The following is a 15,651-nucleotide window of genomic DNA, read 5'->3' on the forward strand; positions in this document are numbered from 1 at the left end:
GAGTTCACTCACAGTGAGAAGCCTCCCGTCGCCGCTTCCGCCTTCGCCCACAGCGCGCTGCCCTGCGCTTTCAGGTCGCCGAACATCGAGACCAGCGACTCGTCGACGCGCAGCAGGTCGAGGGTAAAGGCAATGACGCGCGCGCTCCCGTCGGCGTAGAAATCGCTGTGCGTCGTCTTAAAGCTCTCGATGACGTACATGCCGTAGATGGTGCCGTCGCCGCCGATCAGCGGCCAGGCGCGCCCTTCGTCGGCCAGCAGCTGAAACGCCTGCGCCTTAACCGGGCCGCCGGTAAGCTCCGGGCGCAGCTCGCCGCTCAGGGAGATCTTGTCGCTGCCTTTGCCGGTAAACTGCGCTGCGGGGCGCATGCCGACGCGATTATTGCTGGCCCAGTTCCAGCCGCTGCTGTGTATCAGCTGGTTGTAGGGCAGCGTCTGCCGCATAAAGGGCAGCATGCCGTAGATCATCATCATGGATAGAATCCTCCTGTCATGGCGCTACGCTGCCGGTTTTGCTGCTCGAACTGCTGTTGATCTAAATGCTGCTGCACAACCCGCCCAATCTCATGAGCATCCATGCCGGCTGGCGCATTCACCGTGATATTGCTGGTATAAGCGTTCTGCTGCGTCATGCCGCCTGCGGCGGGCGCGACGACCGGCCGATAGCTCGGGCCGCTGGTCAGCAGGTTACTTTGCAGCCCGCTGGCGGTGGGCGCGGCGTCGTTCTCGACGGCCGTCGCGTCTGGCGGCAGATCCGCCTTCAGCTGTTTGCTTTTACTGCTGGCGATGCCGAGCTTGTTCAGCACCCAGTCGATGCCGCTGGTAAGCTGATCCAGCGCATGGCCGGGGATCTTTAGCGCCTCGGCGAGCATATTGCCGAAGCTTTTTCCCATATCGCCGGCGGCGGCCAGCTGCTCCTGCGTCGCTTTTACCGGCTCCAGCAGCTGCGTAAAGCCGTTCCATACCAACTTAATCTTGTCTGTCACCCAGGCGAACACCGGCTGCAGCGGCGCAAAGGCGTCGCCGATCGGCCCCATCGCGGCGGAAAACCCCTGCGCGACGCCGCTAATAAAGGCGCTGATGGGTTCCCAGTACTGGCGGATCAGCAGCGCGCCGCCGACGATGGCCGCGACGATAGCCGCTACCGGCAGCGTGATGGCGCCGATGGCGGTGACGATCGCGCCGCCCACCACGGTGAACAGGCCGCCGAGGATCTCGACTCCGGCCATAATGGCGCCGACGCCGCTGACCACCGGCCAGACCGCCATGCCGATAGCGCCCAGCGCGCCGACAAAGGTCAGCGCCACCGCCGCCGCCGTGGCGATGCCGCTCGCCAGCGTCGGGTTATCCTGCAGCCACTGGTCGATGGTCTGCAGGAACTGCGTCGCCTCCTGCGTCAGCGTGCGCAGCGGGCCTTCAAGCGGGGCAAAGAGGTCGACGCCGATAGCCGCCTTCGAGGCGTCGAGCTTTTGCAGATCCCCGCCGAGGCTGTCCTGCTGCGCCTGCGCCATGCGCGCCGTCCCGCCGTCGGCGTGCTGCACCGAGGCGGTGAGCGTCTCCAGTTCGCCGCTGGCGGCGCCCCGCGTCAGCAGCGAGGCTGACGAGGCCGCCTTCGCGCCGACGATGCTCTTCAGCGCGTCCGCCTGCTGCGCCGCGTCCATCCCCTTGCTGGCGAACGCGGCCTGAATATCTTTCAGCAGCGGCAGGATCTGCCGCGCGTCGCCGTTTTCGTCGCGGGTGGGCACGCCGAGCGCGGCGATAGCGCCCTCGCCCTCGCGCGTCTGCAGCCGCGTCAGGATCGCGCCGATCTCTGCGCCCGCCGCCGCGCCTGTAATGTGATTTTGCGCCAGCAGCCCCAGCATGGCGGAGGTCTGCTCAACGCCGACGCCGGCGCTTTTCGCCACCGGCGCGACGCTGCTCAGCGCGCTGCTCAGATCCTCAAACTTCATGCCGGTCTGGTCGAGGGTGGCGCTGAGCACATCGCCAAGATGGGCGATATCGCCGCTGTCGAGGCCGAACGCGCTTTTCGCGTCCATCAGCAGGCCGGCGTTATCCTCCGCCGAGTGGCTGTTGACCTGCGCCATGTTCAGCGTCACCGGCGTGGCGGAGACGATATCGGCGACCGTCCCGCCCGCCTGGGCGATATCGAGCTGGGTCTGCGCCACCGCCTGCGCCGGAATGCCAGTCTGCTCGCTAAGGCTGCGCGCCTGTTTATCCAGCGCGACGGCCTGCGGCGATCCTTTCTGCAGGCCGGTTTTGGCCTGCAGCGCGGCATCGGCGCGCGCCAGCTCGTAGCCGGGACGCAGCAGCGCGGCGCCGGCGGTAAAGCCCGTTTTCGCCAGGCCGATGCCCGCAGCACCGGCGCTGCGGATCTGGCCCGCCAGCGCCTGCCCTTTGCGGTAGCGCTCCGCCGTCTGGTTCTGCCGCTCCTGCTGCTGGTTCAGCCGCGTTAGCTGCTGCTGCTGACCGTTAAGGTGCTGGCTGGCCTGCGCCGCGGCCGCTTTCAGCCGCAGCTGCTCGCTGCTCAGGCTGCGCGTGGAGATGCCCGCGTCGTTCAGGCTTGCGCGCTGCTGCTGCACGGCCAGACGCAGGCTCTGCGCCTGGCTCTGCAGCGCGGCGGTACGCTGACGCGCCTTCTCCAGCGCGCGGCTCTGCTGCTCCGCAGGTTGACCGCTGGCGCGCATCGCCAGCGCCAGCGCCGCCGTTTCCGCTTTCGCCTGTTTGAGCTGCTGCTGCGTGTCTTTCAGCTGGCGGCTGGCGGCGCGAAAGCCGTCGATTTTCGCCGACTGCGCCTGCAGCGCCGCCAGGCTCCGCTGCGTTTCGGCAATCGAACTGGCGACGTTTTGCGTTTCGTTCTGGAGGCGCTGTAGCGGGCGCAGCGCCTGATTAACCGCCTTCAGCAGCGCCTGCAGTTTGAGGTCTTCACTCATCCGTATTTGCTCCGCTGCGGATCAGGGCTTTATGCCGCCAGTCGAGCAGCTCGGCCAGCGGCAGATCGTTCATATCAGAAAGGGGCCAGTGAAAAATGGCGGCGATATCAGCCATCAGATCGTTGACCGTCAGTCCGCCGGGCCAGTCAACGCTGCCGACTTCGCTTGCAAAAAACCAATCACCTTGCCGCCGAGCGCGATGAGATCCACCGGGTCAAGGCTGTTGCACTCCGCTTTGGTCAGCGCAGGCAGCGTGATGCGCGGCAGCACCGTCAGCAGCGCATCGACGTCGCTTGATGCGAGATCGGCGAGGCGCACGCCGCGCAGCGAGCCGGCGCTCGGCCTAATCAGCTCAACCTGCGCGATCGCCGCGTCGCCGCGTTTCAGCGGGGTTTCCAGCTCAACGATATTCTCTTGCTGTTCCATGTTTCTCTCTCATACAGATGAAAAAGCCAGCGCCGGGCGCTGGCGTCAGGGTTAAGCCAGGCCGAGATTTTTACGGCGCTGGGCAAGGCGATCGTCGCCGTTCACCTTCTCGACCATGTTGACGGTGTCGATCTCGATCAGCGCTTTACCGTTCCAGGTGAGTTTGAAGTAGGTGTTTTTGGTGGTGATTTTGGTTTCGGTGTCCTCGCCCTGTTTGGCTTCGCCGAAGTCGAACGCCTGATGACGGCCGCGCACCTCAATCTCTACCGCGATCTCTTCGCCGGTGTCGTCACGCTGGTAGGAGCCGGTGAAGCGCAGCGGTACGGCGGAACCGCCCCACTGCGTCAGCACCAGGTCGTCCATACCGGCGATGGTCCACTCCATATCGAGCGCGTCGTCGTCCAGACCGTTGTCGATAAAGGCGGCGCCGTTCATGCCGCCGCCGCGATAGGCGTCCAGCTTGCGAGAAAGTTTCGGCAGGGTGACGGAAGAGACAACGCCCTGATAGCTGTTTGAATCGTTGAAAAGGTTCAGCCCTTTCAGTTTACGGGGTAGTGCCATTTATCCGGCTCCTTAGCTGTTTACGGATGCGGCGAAGTTCGCCAGATAGGTGTCGGTGATGCGCTGGCGCAGCGTCAGATCTTCCAGCGGCGGCACCGGCGTGTAGTCGTAGTCGATAAAGAGTTTGCCCGCCTTCAGGGTAGCGGCGTCGTTGGCGCTTTCGTCATACCAGGCGGATGCGCCCAGCAGATAGCCGGCGCTGACCAGCTCGCGGAATTTGGCGTTGATGCCCGCGATGATCTCGCGCACCAGCACCGGCGTCAGCGGTTTGTCTACCGCCCACATGTGCGCTTCAGCCATGGTGTCAGCCAGCACCTGCGCGGTGCGGGTGTAGTTCTCGAACTGAAAAAGCGGATCGTCGCTGCAGGTGCGGTTGCCCCAGAAGCGGAAGCCGTCTTTGCGGATCAGCGTGGTGACGTCCGCCGCGTTGAGCAGGTCAGCGTCTGTGCCGCTCTGTTGCAGATCCCAGAAGACCGATGAGGAGATGCCGGTGACGCCGTTGACGCCGACGTTCGACAGGGTTTTATGCCAGCCGGTGTCGTTGTCGATTTTGGCGCGCAGGCCCAGCGCACGCGCCGTCGCATAGGCGGTTTCGGCGGCGTTGGTCGCGGTGTTCCAGGCGACGAAGTCGGGCCATATCACCATCAGCTCGCGCTGGCTGAAGTTTTTGCGGTAATTCATGGCGTCGCTGATGGTTTTGCAGTTCCAGGCTGACACATAGGCGAAGGCGCGCAGCTGCTGCGCGATACTCGCCAGCGCGGTCGCCACTTCCTGCGAGTCGAGGCCCGGTACGGCGAGAATGCGCGGCTTAACGTCGAGCTGCGTTTGCGCCGTCAGCAGCGCCTTCATGCCGGTGTACTGGCCGTTTTCGTCGGTGGTGCCGATGATATTGGAGGTGGTCGCTTCGGGGGTCTCGCCTTCGGCAACGCGTACCACGACGGTAACCGGTTTCGACTGGTCGGCAATCGCCTGCAGCGATGCCGCCAGCGTGCCTTTGCTGCCGGCTTTGGCGATGGCGGCCTGCACGTTGGTCAGCAGCACCGGGGTGTTGAGCGGGAAAGCCGCGGCGTCTGCGTCGGCTGCGGTGCAGACCAGGCCGACTACGGCGGTGGATACGGTAGAAATGGTGCGCGTGCCGTCATTGATTTCGACAACGCGTACACCGTGATGATAATCAGACATCTGATGCACTCCGTGTTGAGGGTGGAGTCAGATTGTCAGGTCAGCTGAGAGAAATCATGCGGTTGCGGTTTGGTGAGGGATGAGTGAACATGGAGCGATAAAAAAATCCCCGCAAGGCGGGGATTTTAATTATGAAGCAGGCATAACTGGCCAGCTAATATCTACTGTAGATGATACATCTATTCGATTGAGAAGTACTCGATACCTTTGCAGTTCAATAAGTGAAGCGCGCTCATCTTCTGTTGCCATTTCAAGTGATACTGCATCCTGCAAAATAGCTATTCTTGTCGCAGCATCATCCAAAAGTTTATTTTTTTTGCATACCTTCTGTTCTAGCAATTCTTCAGAAGTATAAGGTTCGAAATCAGGCAGCAAAAAAGTTCCGTTAATATAAGTTCCACCAATCATGCACTCATCTTTATTGCATGCAATAACCTTTAGTCCTTCTTGAGGCAACCAATTACTTTTCCCATCCCATAACACGATGTTTTGAATTTTGCCATTGCTGTCGATAACTGCATAATGTTCAGCCATTAAGCATACTCCCATACAATTACCAAACCCTGACTACCCGCACCACCTTTCTGACCAGCTATAAGATTGGCCGTTGACGCTCCGCTACCTCCAGAACCATAGCCGGAAGCATTAATTCCAGCAGACGTTCCTCCGACCTGCATTCCACCAAAGCCAAACGGCGAGCTTGCCCCTGCGCCAGAAAGCCAGCCATTCCTGGCATAGTAGCCGGGTGCGCCATGGTTAGGCACATAAGCATACAAGTTAGCTCCACTAACGCTACCAGATGGCGCACCAGAAGTATGAATAGGGTACGGCCAAGGTGTACAAAAAGTGCCGCCCGCTCCTCCTCTACAGACCATTAGCGAACCAAATGAGGTATCCCCGCCATTTCCACCCGTTGTATTTTTGTCAGGCGGACCTCCAACTCCGCCAACGCCAATAGTGACATTCACATTATTAAATCCGGCCATGTATCGAGATTTTCCATAACCTCCGGCACCGCCTCCAGCTGAAAGAGCTTTTTCCCCCTCCACAGTAGTTGTGAATGTCCCACCACCACCACCGCCTCCGCCTACTGCCTCAACAATCACTGCTTTTGTACCTGTACTCGCACTATAAACTTGAGAAGAAGTAATAATACGAACGCCAATTAATCGTCCTGCGTATCCATCAGAATCTATAAGATTGAGGTTTTGCAGCAATTTCGATACCAGCGCAGCATCTTTAATTTCATTTAATGCGTTCGCAATCTGCAGATACTGCTGATGCGGGTTCGCCGCCGCGACATGATCAGCGATGCCCTTATCTGCATATTGCTTCGCCTCAATTACCCCGTCGTCCACATACTGGCGCGTCGCCAGCACCACCGACGGGTCGATCTTGAGCGTCACTGACGCGGCGCTGTTGACGATGATAATCATGCGCACCGTCTGCGTGCGGCCGCTGCCCTCCTGCAGCTGCGGCTTATAGGTCTCGGCGCAGTTGGCGACGGCAATCATCTCGCCGTCGGCGTCAAACAGGCCGATTTCGCGGATCCAGAAGCCGCCTTCGTTCTCGGGAATAATCTGCTCGGCGATAATCTGGCTGCTGTTGGCCGCATCGACGCTTAGCGAATTCAGCGCCGCGCGCCGTTTCTCGCCGATAAGCTTCGTCTGCGAGGCATCCGGCGTCGGCAGCGCGCCGCCGCCGTCGCCTACCGCCATTTCGGTGATCTGCAGCTTAGCGCCGAGCGCCGTGGCGTTCGCCAGCCTGGCCGCGCCCTGATTGGTCAGCAGGGCATAATATTTTGTTGTCATGTGCGCACTTCCGTCAGGTCAATTAAATGTACCGCTGAGCCGGTGTAGCCAGGCCCGTTCACGGTGATGATTTCAGGGGTGTAGGGATAAACCGTTAGCTCGTCGCCGCTGTAGCTGGCGGCCGCTACCGGCAGCGTCCCGCTCGAATCGAGATTGATCGAAAGGCCGATCAGATGTCGACTGCACGGCTTCGCATCGGCGATCAGCCGCTCCAGCTCGTTGTACATCTCCTCGGTAATGCCGGTATCGAGCACGCCGACGTCGAGGCGAAAGGTGCCCGGCGCGTCGCCGGTTTTCCACCACTCGATAATGCGGATCAGATAGCCGAGCGGCTCGACGATGCGCCGCAGCGAACCGATGGTGCCTTTATGCCGGTGCACATACTCCGAGGCGGCCACGACGCTGCGCTTAGTGGACTCGCTCCAACCGCTGTCCCAGCGGTCGACCGACCAGGCCCAGGCGAGATAAGGCAGCAGCGTCACCGGACAGGTCTGCGCGTTCCATAGCTGGCGCAGCGGCACCGGCATCGCCTCGATATCGGCGCACGCCTGAGCGGCGGCGACCTCGAGCGGCGAGGAGCCGGTCGGCAGCAGCCGATCACTCATCGGAACCTCCTACCCTGATGCTGTAGCCGCTGCACCAGGCGGCCTGGGTTTTATCCAGCACCACATCGGCCGTCGGCTGCGCCAGCTCGACGCGCTGCACGCCCTCCACATGCAGCGCGGCGTAGAGCGCCGACTGGCGGATATCGCGCCCCAGCCGCGACTGCGCGTTGATAAAGGCGAGCAGCTTCGCCTCGGCGGCGGCGCGGATCGGCTCCGCTTCCGGGCCGGGATAGAGAAACAGCGTCGCGTCGACGCGGTAGCTGACGATAGCGGCCGCCTGCACCCGAACGCGATCGGCCACCGGACGCACATCCTCATCGTTAAGCGCGTTGGCCACGATCGCCAGCAGATCGGCAGGCGCGGTGCCGTCGCCCTCGCGGCTCAGCACGGTGATCGCCACCTCCGCCGGCGCCGGGCTGGTGGCGGAAACGTCCGCTATGCGCCCATCGGCGCTTTTGGCGTGATACTCGTAGGCGCCGCTCGGCCCCGCCACGCTCAGTCCTTCGAACGCGGCGGCGATGCGCATGCGGAAGTTGTCGTCGCTCTCCATCACCGCCGCGGTCGGCGGCAGCGTGCTGTTGTCCGCCGCCCTCAGCGTCAGCCGGGTCACGCCGTTGTTGGCGCCCAGCTGGTCGAGATCGGCGCCGGTCGCCCAGGCGACCATATTGGCTTTCGCCGCCTCGTTGACGCGCTGGCGCAGAATCAGCTCGCGGTAGGCGTTCTCTTGCAGCAGCTTCACCAGCGGCTCCGACTCCAGCGCCAGCGTGCGGGCTATCGCCGCCTGCTGCTCGGGCGGATAGAGGGAAATCAGCGTCGCCTTGCGCTCGGCCAGCAGGGTTTCATAATCCAGCGCCTCCACCACGTCGGGCGCAGGCAGCTGGCTCAGGTCAATGGTTGCCATAGGTTCAGCTCACGGGAATGGTCAGGGAAAATGCTTGCGCCGTATCGCTGCGGCTGCCGGTTAGCTCTACCGTCATGCCGCCGTCGTACGACGCCTCATAGCTGATAGCGCTCAGCTGAATGCGCGGCTCCCACTGCAACAGCGCCATATAGCAGGCGGACAGGATTTGCAGGCGCAGCGCCGGGTTTTGCGGCTGGTCGATCAGCGCCGACAGCAGCGAGCCGTAGCGGCGCCGCATGACTCTGGAGCCGAGCGGCGTGGTCAAAATATCGCGCACCGACTGGCGGATATGCTCCAGATCCGCCAGCGCGGCGCCGCTGTCGCGGCTCATCCCGATATATTTTTCAGCCATTACTGCGGTCCTCCCGACAGATCGCCGCCCGACTTCACGCCGCCATGCTGATGGAGGTCCACCACGATGCCGTTAGAGCTCAGGCTGCCGCCGCTGTGGGTCACGTTGCCCTGCAGCGTGCCGCCGCTGGTCAGCTCCAGCGTGGCGGTTTTCAGCTTCGCGCTGCACTCCACCAGCGGCGCGTCGAGCAGGATGCTGGTCGCCGCCTGGAGGCGCGCGGTCTGAATGCCGCTCGCCCTGAGCGCGCCGTTCTGCGGTTCGTACTCGATAACCGCGCCGTCGGGAAACGCCCAGTGCAGCGCATCAGGCGAGGCGGAAGGCGCAGGATGGCTGTCGGAGAAGATGCCCGGCAGGATAAAGCCGGTATTCAGCTCGCCGCCCAGGCTCAGCAGCAGCACCTGCTCGCCGATCGAGGGCGCGCTCCAGGCGCGAGAGCGTCCGGCGCGGGCGCTGAGCCACGGCAGCCAGCCGGTTTCATTGTCGCCGCTGCGGACGCGGCAGCGCCCGCTCTGCGGATCCACCGCCGAGACGGTGCCGATGCGGATAAGGTTGCGCAGCAGGCGCAGGATTTCGCTGATATGTTCGTTCATGTCGCTAGTGTTACCTCCGGTGCATGCGGCCAGCAACGCGACGCCGACCGCTGAGAGATGACAGAACAGCTTTAGCGCTGCCACTCGCTGACCAGCGCGCCCTGTACCCAGAGCTGCAGCGGCGCGTTGTCGTTCGCGGGCGGCGTCGGCTCGCCGGGAAAGGTGACCTGCACCGCGCTCTCCTGCTGCGTGACCAGCACGCGCTCGGTCAGCTGCAGGCCGATGCTGAGCGCGCCGGCGGCGTCGATGGCGAAGGTGAAATCGCTGCGTCGTTTCTCGGCGTTGCCCAGCATCTCCGGCTGGTTATCCTGCAGCCAGGCGAGCAGCGGCACGATGACCGCCTCGATATCCTGCTCAACCTCGGCAAGGGTTAATTCCAGCCGGTAGCGATATTCAAAAGAGAGCGACGGCGCGCTGGTCGCCACCACCGTTCCGGCGGCGATCGTCATGGTCAGCCGCTCCGGGTTTTGCTGTAGCAGCGGCACGCTGCGGCTCAGCGCCGCGCGTAGCTGTTGAGGTTTCTGCATCCTGTTGCTCCTGACACGCTTTAATGGTTTCAATCTGCAGCCCGCAAGACGCGAGCGCAGCCTCTAGCTGACGGTTATCTGCCGCCAGATCGCCCTGCGTTCGCAGGCTGTTGCCCGGCACTGGACAGCTGTTCACGCGCGGACAGCCAGCCCAGATAATCGCGGGCGTTGTCGAAGGCGGGACGGCTGTGCAGCCGGATAAGATCGTCAGGCAGAGCGGCAGCAGACCACTCGCGTAACGCCTGGTTTTCATCGGTTTCCCTCGCTATATGCACTTCACGGTTGAGGGCGAGACGACTGGCCTGACTCTGCTGCTGACGCAGCGCCGCCTCGCGTTTGCTGTTCGCCTGCGCCTCGCGATTGAGGCGGGCGATGGTCCGATCGCGGCTGGCGAGATCGGCGGAGAGCGCGGCGCCGGCGCGCTGCGCCTCGCGTAATTGCGCCCCGACCTGCGCGCCGCGCCAGCCGGTGAAGGCGAGCGCCAGCAGCAGCGCCGCCAGCAGCGTAAGAAGGAGACGCGTCATGGGACGCCTCGCAGGCACCAGGCGCGCTCCCGCTCGCGCCGCTGCGCCAGCCCGGCGCTTTTCACGCCGTTAACGTAGATCCAGCGCGGCAGCTGGTCGCACGCCGCGCGCCAGCGCTGCTGATTGAGGTCGCTGGCCAGGGTCGAGCGGCAGGCGGCGCCGGCGCCGACGTTAAAGGCGAAGCTCGCCAGCGCGTCCCAGACCGGCTGCGGCATCGCCGCCGTCACGCAGAGAGAGAGCCGGCGCTCGACGCGTATCAGGTCGTCGACCAGATTGACCGCCGCCTGGCGTTCGCTGACGACGCTCTGCGGCGTCACGCCTGCGGTATGGCCGATGCCGTTGGTCCAGACGCCGGCGCTGCACTGATAGGGCGAGGTGCGGCAGCCTTCCGCGTCGGCCAGCAGCTGCAAACCGCCGGCGGAGATTTTCAGGGTCTGAAACTGCGGCAGCAGCGCGGCGATCGCCAGCACGGCGACCACGGCGCAGCGCTTCGCGGTCTGGCTCACGATAGCCTCCCTGCGCGCCGGCGCTGGAGCTCATAGGTTTTGCGGCGGTAGTGCCAGTTGATGAAAAAGGTCGCCACGTTGACGATCAGGGTAATGACCGCCACGCCGGAGCCGACCAGAAAAGCGATATCCTGGATGGTGTGGCGGCCCAGCCACATCAGAAACAGGCTGACCAGGTAGTTAATCAGCGAACTGGTTTTTTCCATCTTCAGTCCCACAGATTCACGGTTTCGCCGGTGGCCGCGTCTGGCAGTTCGGGCAGCGTCAGCGCGCAGCCGTGCGGCAGGAGGGCGCCGCGCTCGGCGAGGCCAGGATTGGCGGCGTAAACCTGTTCGACCGCCTGCTGCGTGCGGCCGTAGTAGCGATAGCAGATCTCATCGACCGTATCGCCCTGGAGCGCGTAGATATTCATGGCGATAGCTCCCCATCGGACCCGCGGACGGGCACGCTAAAATAGTGCGTCACTGTTGTTGTTCCCCGCTGGAGGTGGTGTCGGCAGACCCGGGATCGGGCCGTTAAGTGCGGCGGCGCTTGCGCGCTATCCGGCATAGCCAGTCTCCTCGCTGCGAGACGACGGCTCAACGCCGGCACGCCCGCTGGAATATGGGCAAACAGCCGGATCGCGGCGCAAAAAAAACGGCACCCGAGGGTGCCGTTACTGCTTCCGTTCCGCCGTCGTCGGACGGCGCAAGCGTCAAGGGGAAAGATGTGGGATCTGCCGCTTATGATGCGTCGGGCCGTCGCCTCTCATCGCTATACCTGCATTGTTATTTATTGGTGGGTATCGCGGAGAACGAAACGGCAAATTCCTTGTTTTTTATCATCATGTCGCCTGCAATCTCGGCGATGAGAGCGAGGGCCACTTCCCGGTCGCGTTCCCTGCAAACTCCTTCAGTGGTCAGACGTGCAATGAGCTCGACGCGCTCAAGCATTACCTGTTCTTGTAAATCAGTATCCACTTTCCCTCCCCCATTTTATAACTGTATATCTATACAGTAGCACAGCATGCAATCTGATATAAAGAAAATTAAGATCTGAACCGCCTGCCTTTAGGCTATTGATATAGAAACTTTTTTGTCGCGTTAACCCCTAAGCCAAATGCGTAAAAAAGGCGGGAAAAGCGCGTCAGGGCGGCGTATTTTGGCTGTATAAAGCGCCATCGCCAGCCGGTTTCACCCTTTTTTTCACCGCCGGTTCCGGCCAATGATTCAACCGCGCTAATACGCCTGGCAACCGCGCCATCCGCGTACAGTTAATGACAGAACTCCAAGCTGATGCGCTTTGCTCGGCCTTTTCAGCCTCCGCTTTACGCTTCGGCACCAGCTTCCAGTTCACCAGCCGGGTCAGCAGCGGTTTCTCGTCGCCCGTGGCGCTGAGGTAGACACCTTTAATGCGCGTAATCTCTTCGCCCCAGCTGTTGCGCTCTTCGGCCTGTTGGTACCAGACGCGCACCGCCAGCTCATCGCGACGCACGAAGGGGCCGCCCTGGGCGTTGACGTAGGCGGCCCAGTCGCCGCTGTCCGCCGCCGCGCGCGCGTCGGCCAGCTCGTCGCCCAGCCTGCGCAGCCCTTCGCCGTCGGTCAGACGGCGCAGCTCGCGCCAGACGGTCACCGGCGCGCCGCCGACAAACTGAAACTGACGGATATGCCAGCGTCCTGCCCAGGCGGAAACCGCGGCGGCGCAGTCGCGCAGCGGCTCGCCGCTCTCGCTGTCCCGCTCGCCGTCGAGCGCGTAGCCGTCGATATTTTTGGCAATATATTTCGCGATGTAGCCGGTGGCGCTGCCCTTTTGCGGATCGATGGCGGTGGTGTGAAAACGCGCCTTGCGCGCTTTTTCGCTGATCAGCTCTTCGCTGTCCTGCTGGAAGGCGTACTCCGTCAGGATATGGCGCACCTGCGCGGCCTGCTGGGGGCGCATAAACAGCAGCAGATGCCAGTGCGGCGTGCCGTCATGGTGGGGTTCGACGACGCGAATGCCGAACAGACGGATCTGCTCGCGGTGCAGCCTGGCGCGAACTTTTTGCCAGAGCTGACAGAGGTAGCGCTGCGTCTCCGCCGGGCTGGCGCCGCGCCATTTCGGGTTGTGCCGGCCGCTGCCGAGCGTAGCGTGATAGCGCGCCGGTGCGGTCAGCGTGCAGAACTCGCCGACATAGCCCATCTCATGGCAGATGGTTTCAAAGCCGCGAATGCGCGTCATCAGCTCGCAGCGGCGGATAGCCGGGTTGGCGACGCTGCCGTCATGCTTGTCGATCAGGCTGATGCGGTTGCCCTCTTCGTCTTCCAGCTCCATGCTCTGCAAAAAGTCGCGGGTGCGGCGCTTCTGTTCGCGCCATTCGGCAATGGTCGCGCGGCTGGCGTAGGGCGAACGCGTTTTGCTGACCTGCGCCAGCGCAATCTGCAGATGTTCGCGCCAGGCGTCGGCGATGCGGCGCAGCCGACCTTTCCACCACGTCTCTCCCTGCATGCGCATAATCGCCGGCGTCACCTCCTCCGGCGCGAAGAGGCGCGTAGTGACCTTCTGCCACAGCGGCGGCGTCTGGCCGAACTCGCGGGTAAGGGTCGCGGCGGTCAGATAGAGGTCGTGGCTGTAGCGCCAGTCCGATTCGCCGCGATTCTGCGCGTGCAGCTGCACCAGCTCGGCGAAAATAAAGCTGGCGATATCGCCCGCCAGCCGATCGACATCGGCGCGCGCCATATCGGGCAGCTGGTTAAAGCGGCGCATCAGCTCCCACAGCGCGCCTGCCGCCGCCGCGGCGCCTTTTTCCTGGGCGGCGTGGCCGCTCAGCCGCGCGGCCACGCCGCGACGCATCGCGCCGAGCCGATACTGCGCGTTGACCCGCTCCACGCGCGGCAGCAGGCGCCCGGCAAAGGTGGTCGTCAAATAAGATGCGGCGCTGGCCGGGCCGCGCTCGCGCGTGAGCTGGCCGTGACGCAGCCTGACAGCGCGCTGCACCAGCGACGGCTGTTGCTCCAGCGATATCCACGCCTGCGACAGCGCCGCCAGCTCGCGACTGCGCTGCTGCATCGCGGCGTGCGTAGGATAAGGCGAGGCGATCGCCTGACGCGGCGCGTTCCACGGCCAGAAGACGCGCGGCATTAACGGCCGCCCCTGTAGTGACGGCCGCGCAGCTCGGCGATCTCCTGACAGGCGACGCAGCGGGAGACGCCGCCAACGGCGCGGCGACGCGCCTCGGAGATCGCGCTGTCGCACGCCTCGCAAAAAAAGGCGCTAACGCCTTTCGGCCGCTGCGTCACGGCGGCGATATCGAGCGCCAGCTGCTCCGCCTGACGCTGCTGTTCAATGTCCATGCTGTCGACCATCAGCGCAGCTCCTGCGATTTATCGCGGTAGCGCTGCGCTTCATAGCGACACAGCCCGGCGTAGTGATTAGGGTATTTCATCTTCTCTCTCCTGAATGCGGGCAAAGGGGAGCCCGACGGGTTGACGTCATCGATTTGCGGTTAAGGTCAGTTATTCAGACAGATACCGATCGGCGTCGGAAAAGGGACGCGGCAGCAGCCTGCCCCAGCGCACCATTTTGTTCATGGCGGCAATAATCAGCGCGCGGCGGGGCTCATCGAAGGATTCAAAAGCGTCGCCGACCTCCTGTAGCCGGAAGCTTCCCGGCCTTTCCCGGTTCGCCAGCGTCAGGACGCAGAACTTAAATTCCTCGTTCTGCCGGTTAAAGGCGACCAGCGCCGGATTACGGCTGTCGCTCCGCATTCGCCGCCAGCTTTTGCGGAACTCGTCGAAGCTCATGGCCGGCGCAGGCTCAGAGTGGCTATTCATCATAAGTGAATCAGGCCGGCTTAAAGTTAACAGAAAAAGAAATGGGCGTTTTTGTCGCGCGCCCTGGCGCGCTTTGCTTGCCGCGCGTCGCTTTAGCCGATGCGCTGGGCCCGGCGTAAAACGCAGGCAACAGGCGCGCTACTTGAATAAAGAGCGCTGAAACGGGACGTTTTACGCCAATTCGTAATAAAAGGAGCGCAGCTATGGCATTTGTAATATCAGGCCTCATAAGGCATCATCTCCAGTTAACGTAATGTCAGTTATATGCGATAACATTCACAACGAAGTGATGCTAATTCAAATATGTTAGTAACACAAGAGGAAGCTCAAAAATGTTAGTCACTAATTTTAACGGGAGCGGCGGGGCTATCCTCGACAGGTTGATTCAGGCCTATGGGTTTAAACAGAAGTCGCAGTATGCGGAGCATGTCGGCCTCTCTTCGAGCAACCTGGCAATGCGTTATAAAAGAGACGCTTTCCCGGCAGACCTGGTGGTGCAGTGCCTTATCGATACCGATGCCGAACTGAACTGGATCCTCTATGGCCAGGGCAATCCGCCCAGCGCGGTGCAGGCGCAGGCGGCCGAAAAAGGCAGCGAAAGCCACCCGATGAAGAGTCTTACCGATATCGAACGGGTAAAGTTAACAAATGGTGAACTCGCGCCTGTCGATTTTGTGACTCTGGAGAGCAAGCTGTTCCTGGACAAGGTGGCGCCCCACAGCAATCTGCTGGCGGTGATTGAAGGCGAGCAGCAGTACATCGTTAACCGCAGCTTTAAGGCGGTGGTGGACGGCAAATGGCTGCTGGATATTGAGGGCATGGCCAGCCTGCGCAATCTCTCTCGCCTGCCTGGCGGCCGGGTCAGAATCAGCGGCGGCGACGCCGAATTTGAATGCGCGCTGAACGAGATCTCCGCCACCGGCATCGTCGTCATGACATTAATTTAAAG

21 protein-coding genes and 2 pseudogenes are annotated in these 15,651 nt (G+C 62.5%); 1 reads left to right on the forward strand and 22 read right to left on the reverse strand.

All coding sequences use genetic code 11. The features are described 5' to 3' along the window. Nucleotides 1–8 precede the first annotated feature (8 nt). From HA46_RS07615 to HA46_RS07715, 22 genes and pseudogenes are all read right to left on the reverse strand, one after another. Nucleotides 9–473, reverse strand: coding sequence for a phage tail protein (locus HA46_RS07615; RefSeq protein WP_084883449.1), 465 nt, complete (start codon nt 471–473; stop codon nt 9–11). Then, nucleotides 470–2,929: a phage tail tape measure protein gene (locus HA46_RS07620; protein WP_084883453.1), complete on the reverse strand. Its 2,460-nt coding sequence runs from the start codon at nt 2,927–2,929 to the stop codon at nt 470–472. The genes HA46_RS07615 and HA46_RS07620 overlap by 4 nt, the downstream gene beginning before the upstream one ends. Next, complete coding sequence (locus HA46_RS07625; protein WP_051563656.1) at nt 2,922–3,044, reverse strand: GpE family phage tail protein; 123 nt, start codon at nt 3,042–3,044, stop codon at nt 2,922–2,924. The genes HA46_RS07620 and HA46_RS07625 overlap by 8 nt, the downstream gene beginning before the upstream one ends. Nucleotides 3,045–3,058: 14 nt before the next feature. Next, complete coding sequence (locus HA46_RS07630) at nt 3,059–3,355, reverse strand: phage tail assembly protein (RefSeq protein ID WP_084883456.1); 297 nt, start codon at nt 3,353–3,355, stop codon at nt 3,059–3,061. 51 nt (nt 3,356–3,406) lie between these two features. Beyond that, nucleotides 3,407–3,916, reverse strand: a complete 510-nt coding sequence (locus HA46_RS07635) for a phage major tail tube protein (protein ID WP_033792256.1) — start codon at nt 3,914–3,916, stop codon at nt 3,407–3,409. Between the two features lie 12 nt (nt 3,917–3,928). Beyond that, the gene (locus HA46_RS07640) at nt 3,929–5,098 is read right to left on the reverse strand and encodes a phage tail sheath protein (protein ID WP_084883459.1); all 1,170 of its coding nucleotides are present in this window, start codon (nt 5,096–5,098) and stop codon (nt 3,929–3,931) included. A gap of 129 nt (nt 5,099–5,227) precedes the next feature. Further along, nucleotides 5,228–5,632 carry a tail fiber assembly protein gene (locus HA46_RS07645; RefSeq protein ID WP_158086840.1) on the reverse strand — a complete coding sequence of 135 codons (405 nt, stop codon included), beginning with the start codon at nt 5,630–5,632 and terminating at the stop codon, nt 5,228–5,230. Continuing rightward, entirely contained in the window at nt 5,632–6,909 is a 1,278-nt protein-coding gene (locus tag HA46_RS21290; RefSeq protein ID WP_244277512.1) for a phage tail protein, read from the reverse strand. Before HA46_RS21290 ends, HA46_RS07645 begins: the two co-directional genes overlap by 1 nt. Next, nucleotides 6,906–7,514 (reverse strand): phage tail protein I, encoded by a 609-nt coding sequence (locus tag HA46_RS07655; RefSeq protein ID WP_084883466.1) that lies wholly within the window; start codon nt 7,512–7,514, stop codon nt 6,906–6,908. Before HA46_RS07655 ends, HA46_RS21290 begins: the two co-directional genes overlap by 4 nt. Further along, on the reverse strand, nt 7,507–8,415 hold the full coding sequence (locus tag HA46_RS07660; protein ID WP_033792262.1) for a baseplate assembly protein: 909 nt from the start codon (nt 8,413–8,415) through the stop codon (nt 7,507–7,509). The genes HA46_RS07655 and HA46_RS07660 overlap by 8 nt, the downstream gene beginning before the upstream one ends. Nucleotides 8,416–8,419: 4 nt before the next feature. After that, on the reverse strand, nt 8,420–8,767 hold the full coding sequence (locus HA46_RS07665; RefSeq protein ID WP_084883470.1) for a GPW/gp25 family protein: 348 nt from the start codon (nt 8,765–8,767) through the stop codon (nt 8,420–8,422). Next, complete coding sequence (locus tag HA46_RS07670; RefSeq protein WP_084883473.1) at nt 8,767–9,357, reverse strand: phage baseplate assembly protein V; 591 nt, start codon at nt 9,355–9,357, stop codon at nt 8,767–8,769. Before HA46_RS07670 ends, HA46_RS07665 begins: the two co-directional genes overlap by 1 nt. Nucleotides 9,358–9,428: 71 nt before the next feature. Next, a complete protein-coding gene (locus tag HA46_RS07675; RefSeq protein WP_084883476.1) occupies nt 9,429–9,884 on the reverse strand; it encodes a phage tail protein in 456 nt (151 codons plus the stop codon). Continuing rightward, nucleotides 9,823–10,137, reverse strand: a pseudogene (lysC, locus tag HA46_RS21295) (Rz1-like lysis system protein LysC); the annotation flags it as partial. The gene HA46_RS07675 and the pseudogene lysC, both read right to left, overlap by 62 nt. Further along, nucleotides 10,058–10,408: pseudogene (locus tag HA46_RS07680) on the reverse strand (Rz-like lysis system protein LysB); the annotation flags it as partial. The pseudogenes lysC and HA46_RS07680, both read right to left, overlap by 80 nt. Beyond that, a complete protein-coding gene (locus tag HA46_RS07685; RefSeq protein WP_084883482.1) occupies nt 10,405–10,914 on the reverse strand; it encodes a lysozyme in 510 nt (169 codons plus the stop codon). The gene HA46_RS07685 and the pseudogene HA46_RS07680, both read right to left, overlap by 4 nt. Then, nucleotides 10,911–11,120, reverse strand: a complete 210-nt coding sequence (locus tag HA46_RS07690; protein ID WP_033755066.1) for an HP1 family phage holin — start codon at nt 11,118–11,120, stop codon at nt 10,911–10,913. Before HA46_RS07690 ends, HA46_RS07685 begins: the two co-directional genes overlap by 4 nt. A 2-nt stretch (nt 11,121–11,122) precedes the next feature. Beyond that, on the reverse strand, nt 11,123–11,326 hold the full coding sequence (locus HA46_RS07695; RefSeq protein ID WP_033792270.1) for a tail protein X: 204 nt from the start codon (nt 11,324–11,326) through the stop codon (nt 11,123–11,125). Nucleotides 11,327–11,681: 355 nt separating this feature from the next. Next, nucleotides 11,682–11,873, reverse strand: a complete 192-nt coding sequence (locus HA46_RS07700; protein WP_033755060.1) for a hypothetical protein — start codon at nt 11,871–11,873, stop codon at nt 11,682–11,684. A gap of 166 nt (nt 11,874–12,039) precedes the next feature. Further along, on the reverse strand, nt 12,040–14,010 hold the full coding sequence (locus HA46_RS07705) for a replication endonuclease (protein ID WP_084883485.1): 1,971 nt from the start codon (nt 14,008–14,010) through the stop codon (nt 12,040–12,042). Beyond that, on the reverse strand, nt 14,010–14,234 hold the full coding sequence (locus HA46_RS07710; RefSeq protein WP_033792271.1) for a TraR/DksA C4-type zinc finger protein: 225 nt from the start codon (nt 14,232–14,234) through the stop codon (nt 14,010–14,012). The genes HA46_RS07705 and HA46_RS07710 overlap by 1 nt, the downstream gene beginning before the upstream one ends. Nucleotides 14,235–14,384: 150 nt before the next feature. Beyond that, complete coding sequence (locus HA46_RS07715; protein ID WP_084883488.1) at nt 14,385–14,705, reverse strand: hypothetical protein; 321 nt, start codon at nt 14,703–14,705, stop codon at nt 14,385–14,387. A 329-nt stretch (nt 14,706–15,034) separates the two neighbouring features. On the opposite strand from HA46_RS07715, the gene HA46_RS07720 reads away from it, so the two are divergent. Next, on the forward strand, nt 15,035–15,649 hold the full coding sequence (locus tag HA46_RS07720) for a phage repressor protein CI (protein ID WP_033792272.1): 615 nt from the start codon (nt 15,035–15,037) through the stop codon (nt 15,647–15,649). Nucleotides 15,650–15,651: the final 2 nt, after the last annotated feature.

This window comes from Pantoea septica (genome assembly GCF_002095575.1).
GTDB classification, from domain to species: domain Bacteria; phylum Pseudomonadota; class Gammaproteobacteria; order Enterobacterales; family Enterobacteriaceae; genus Pantoea; species Pantoea septica.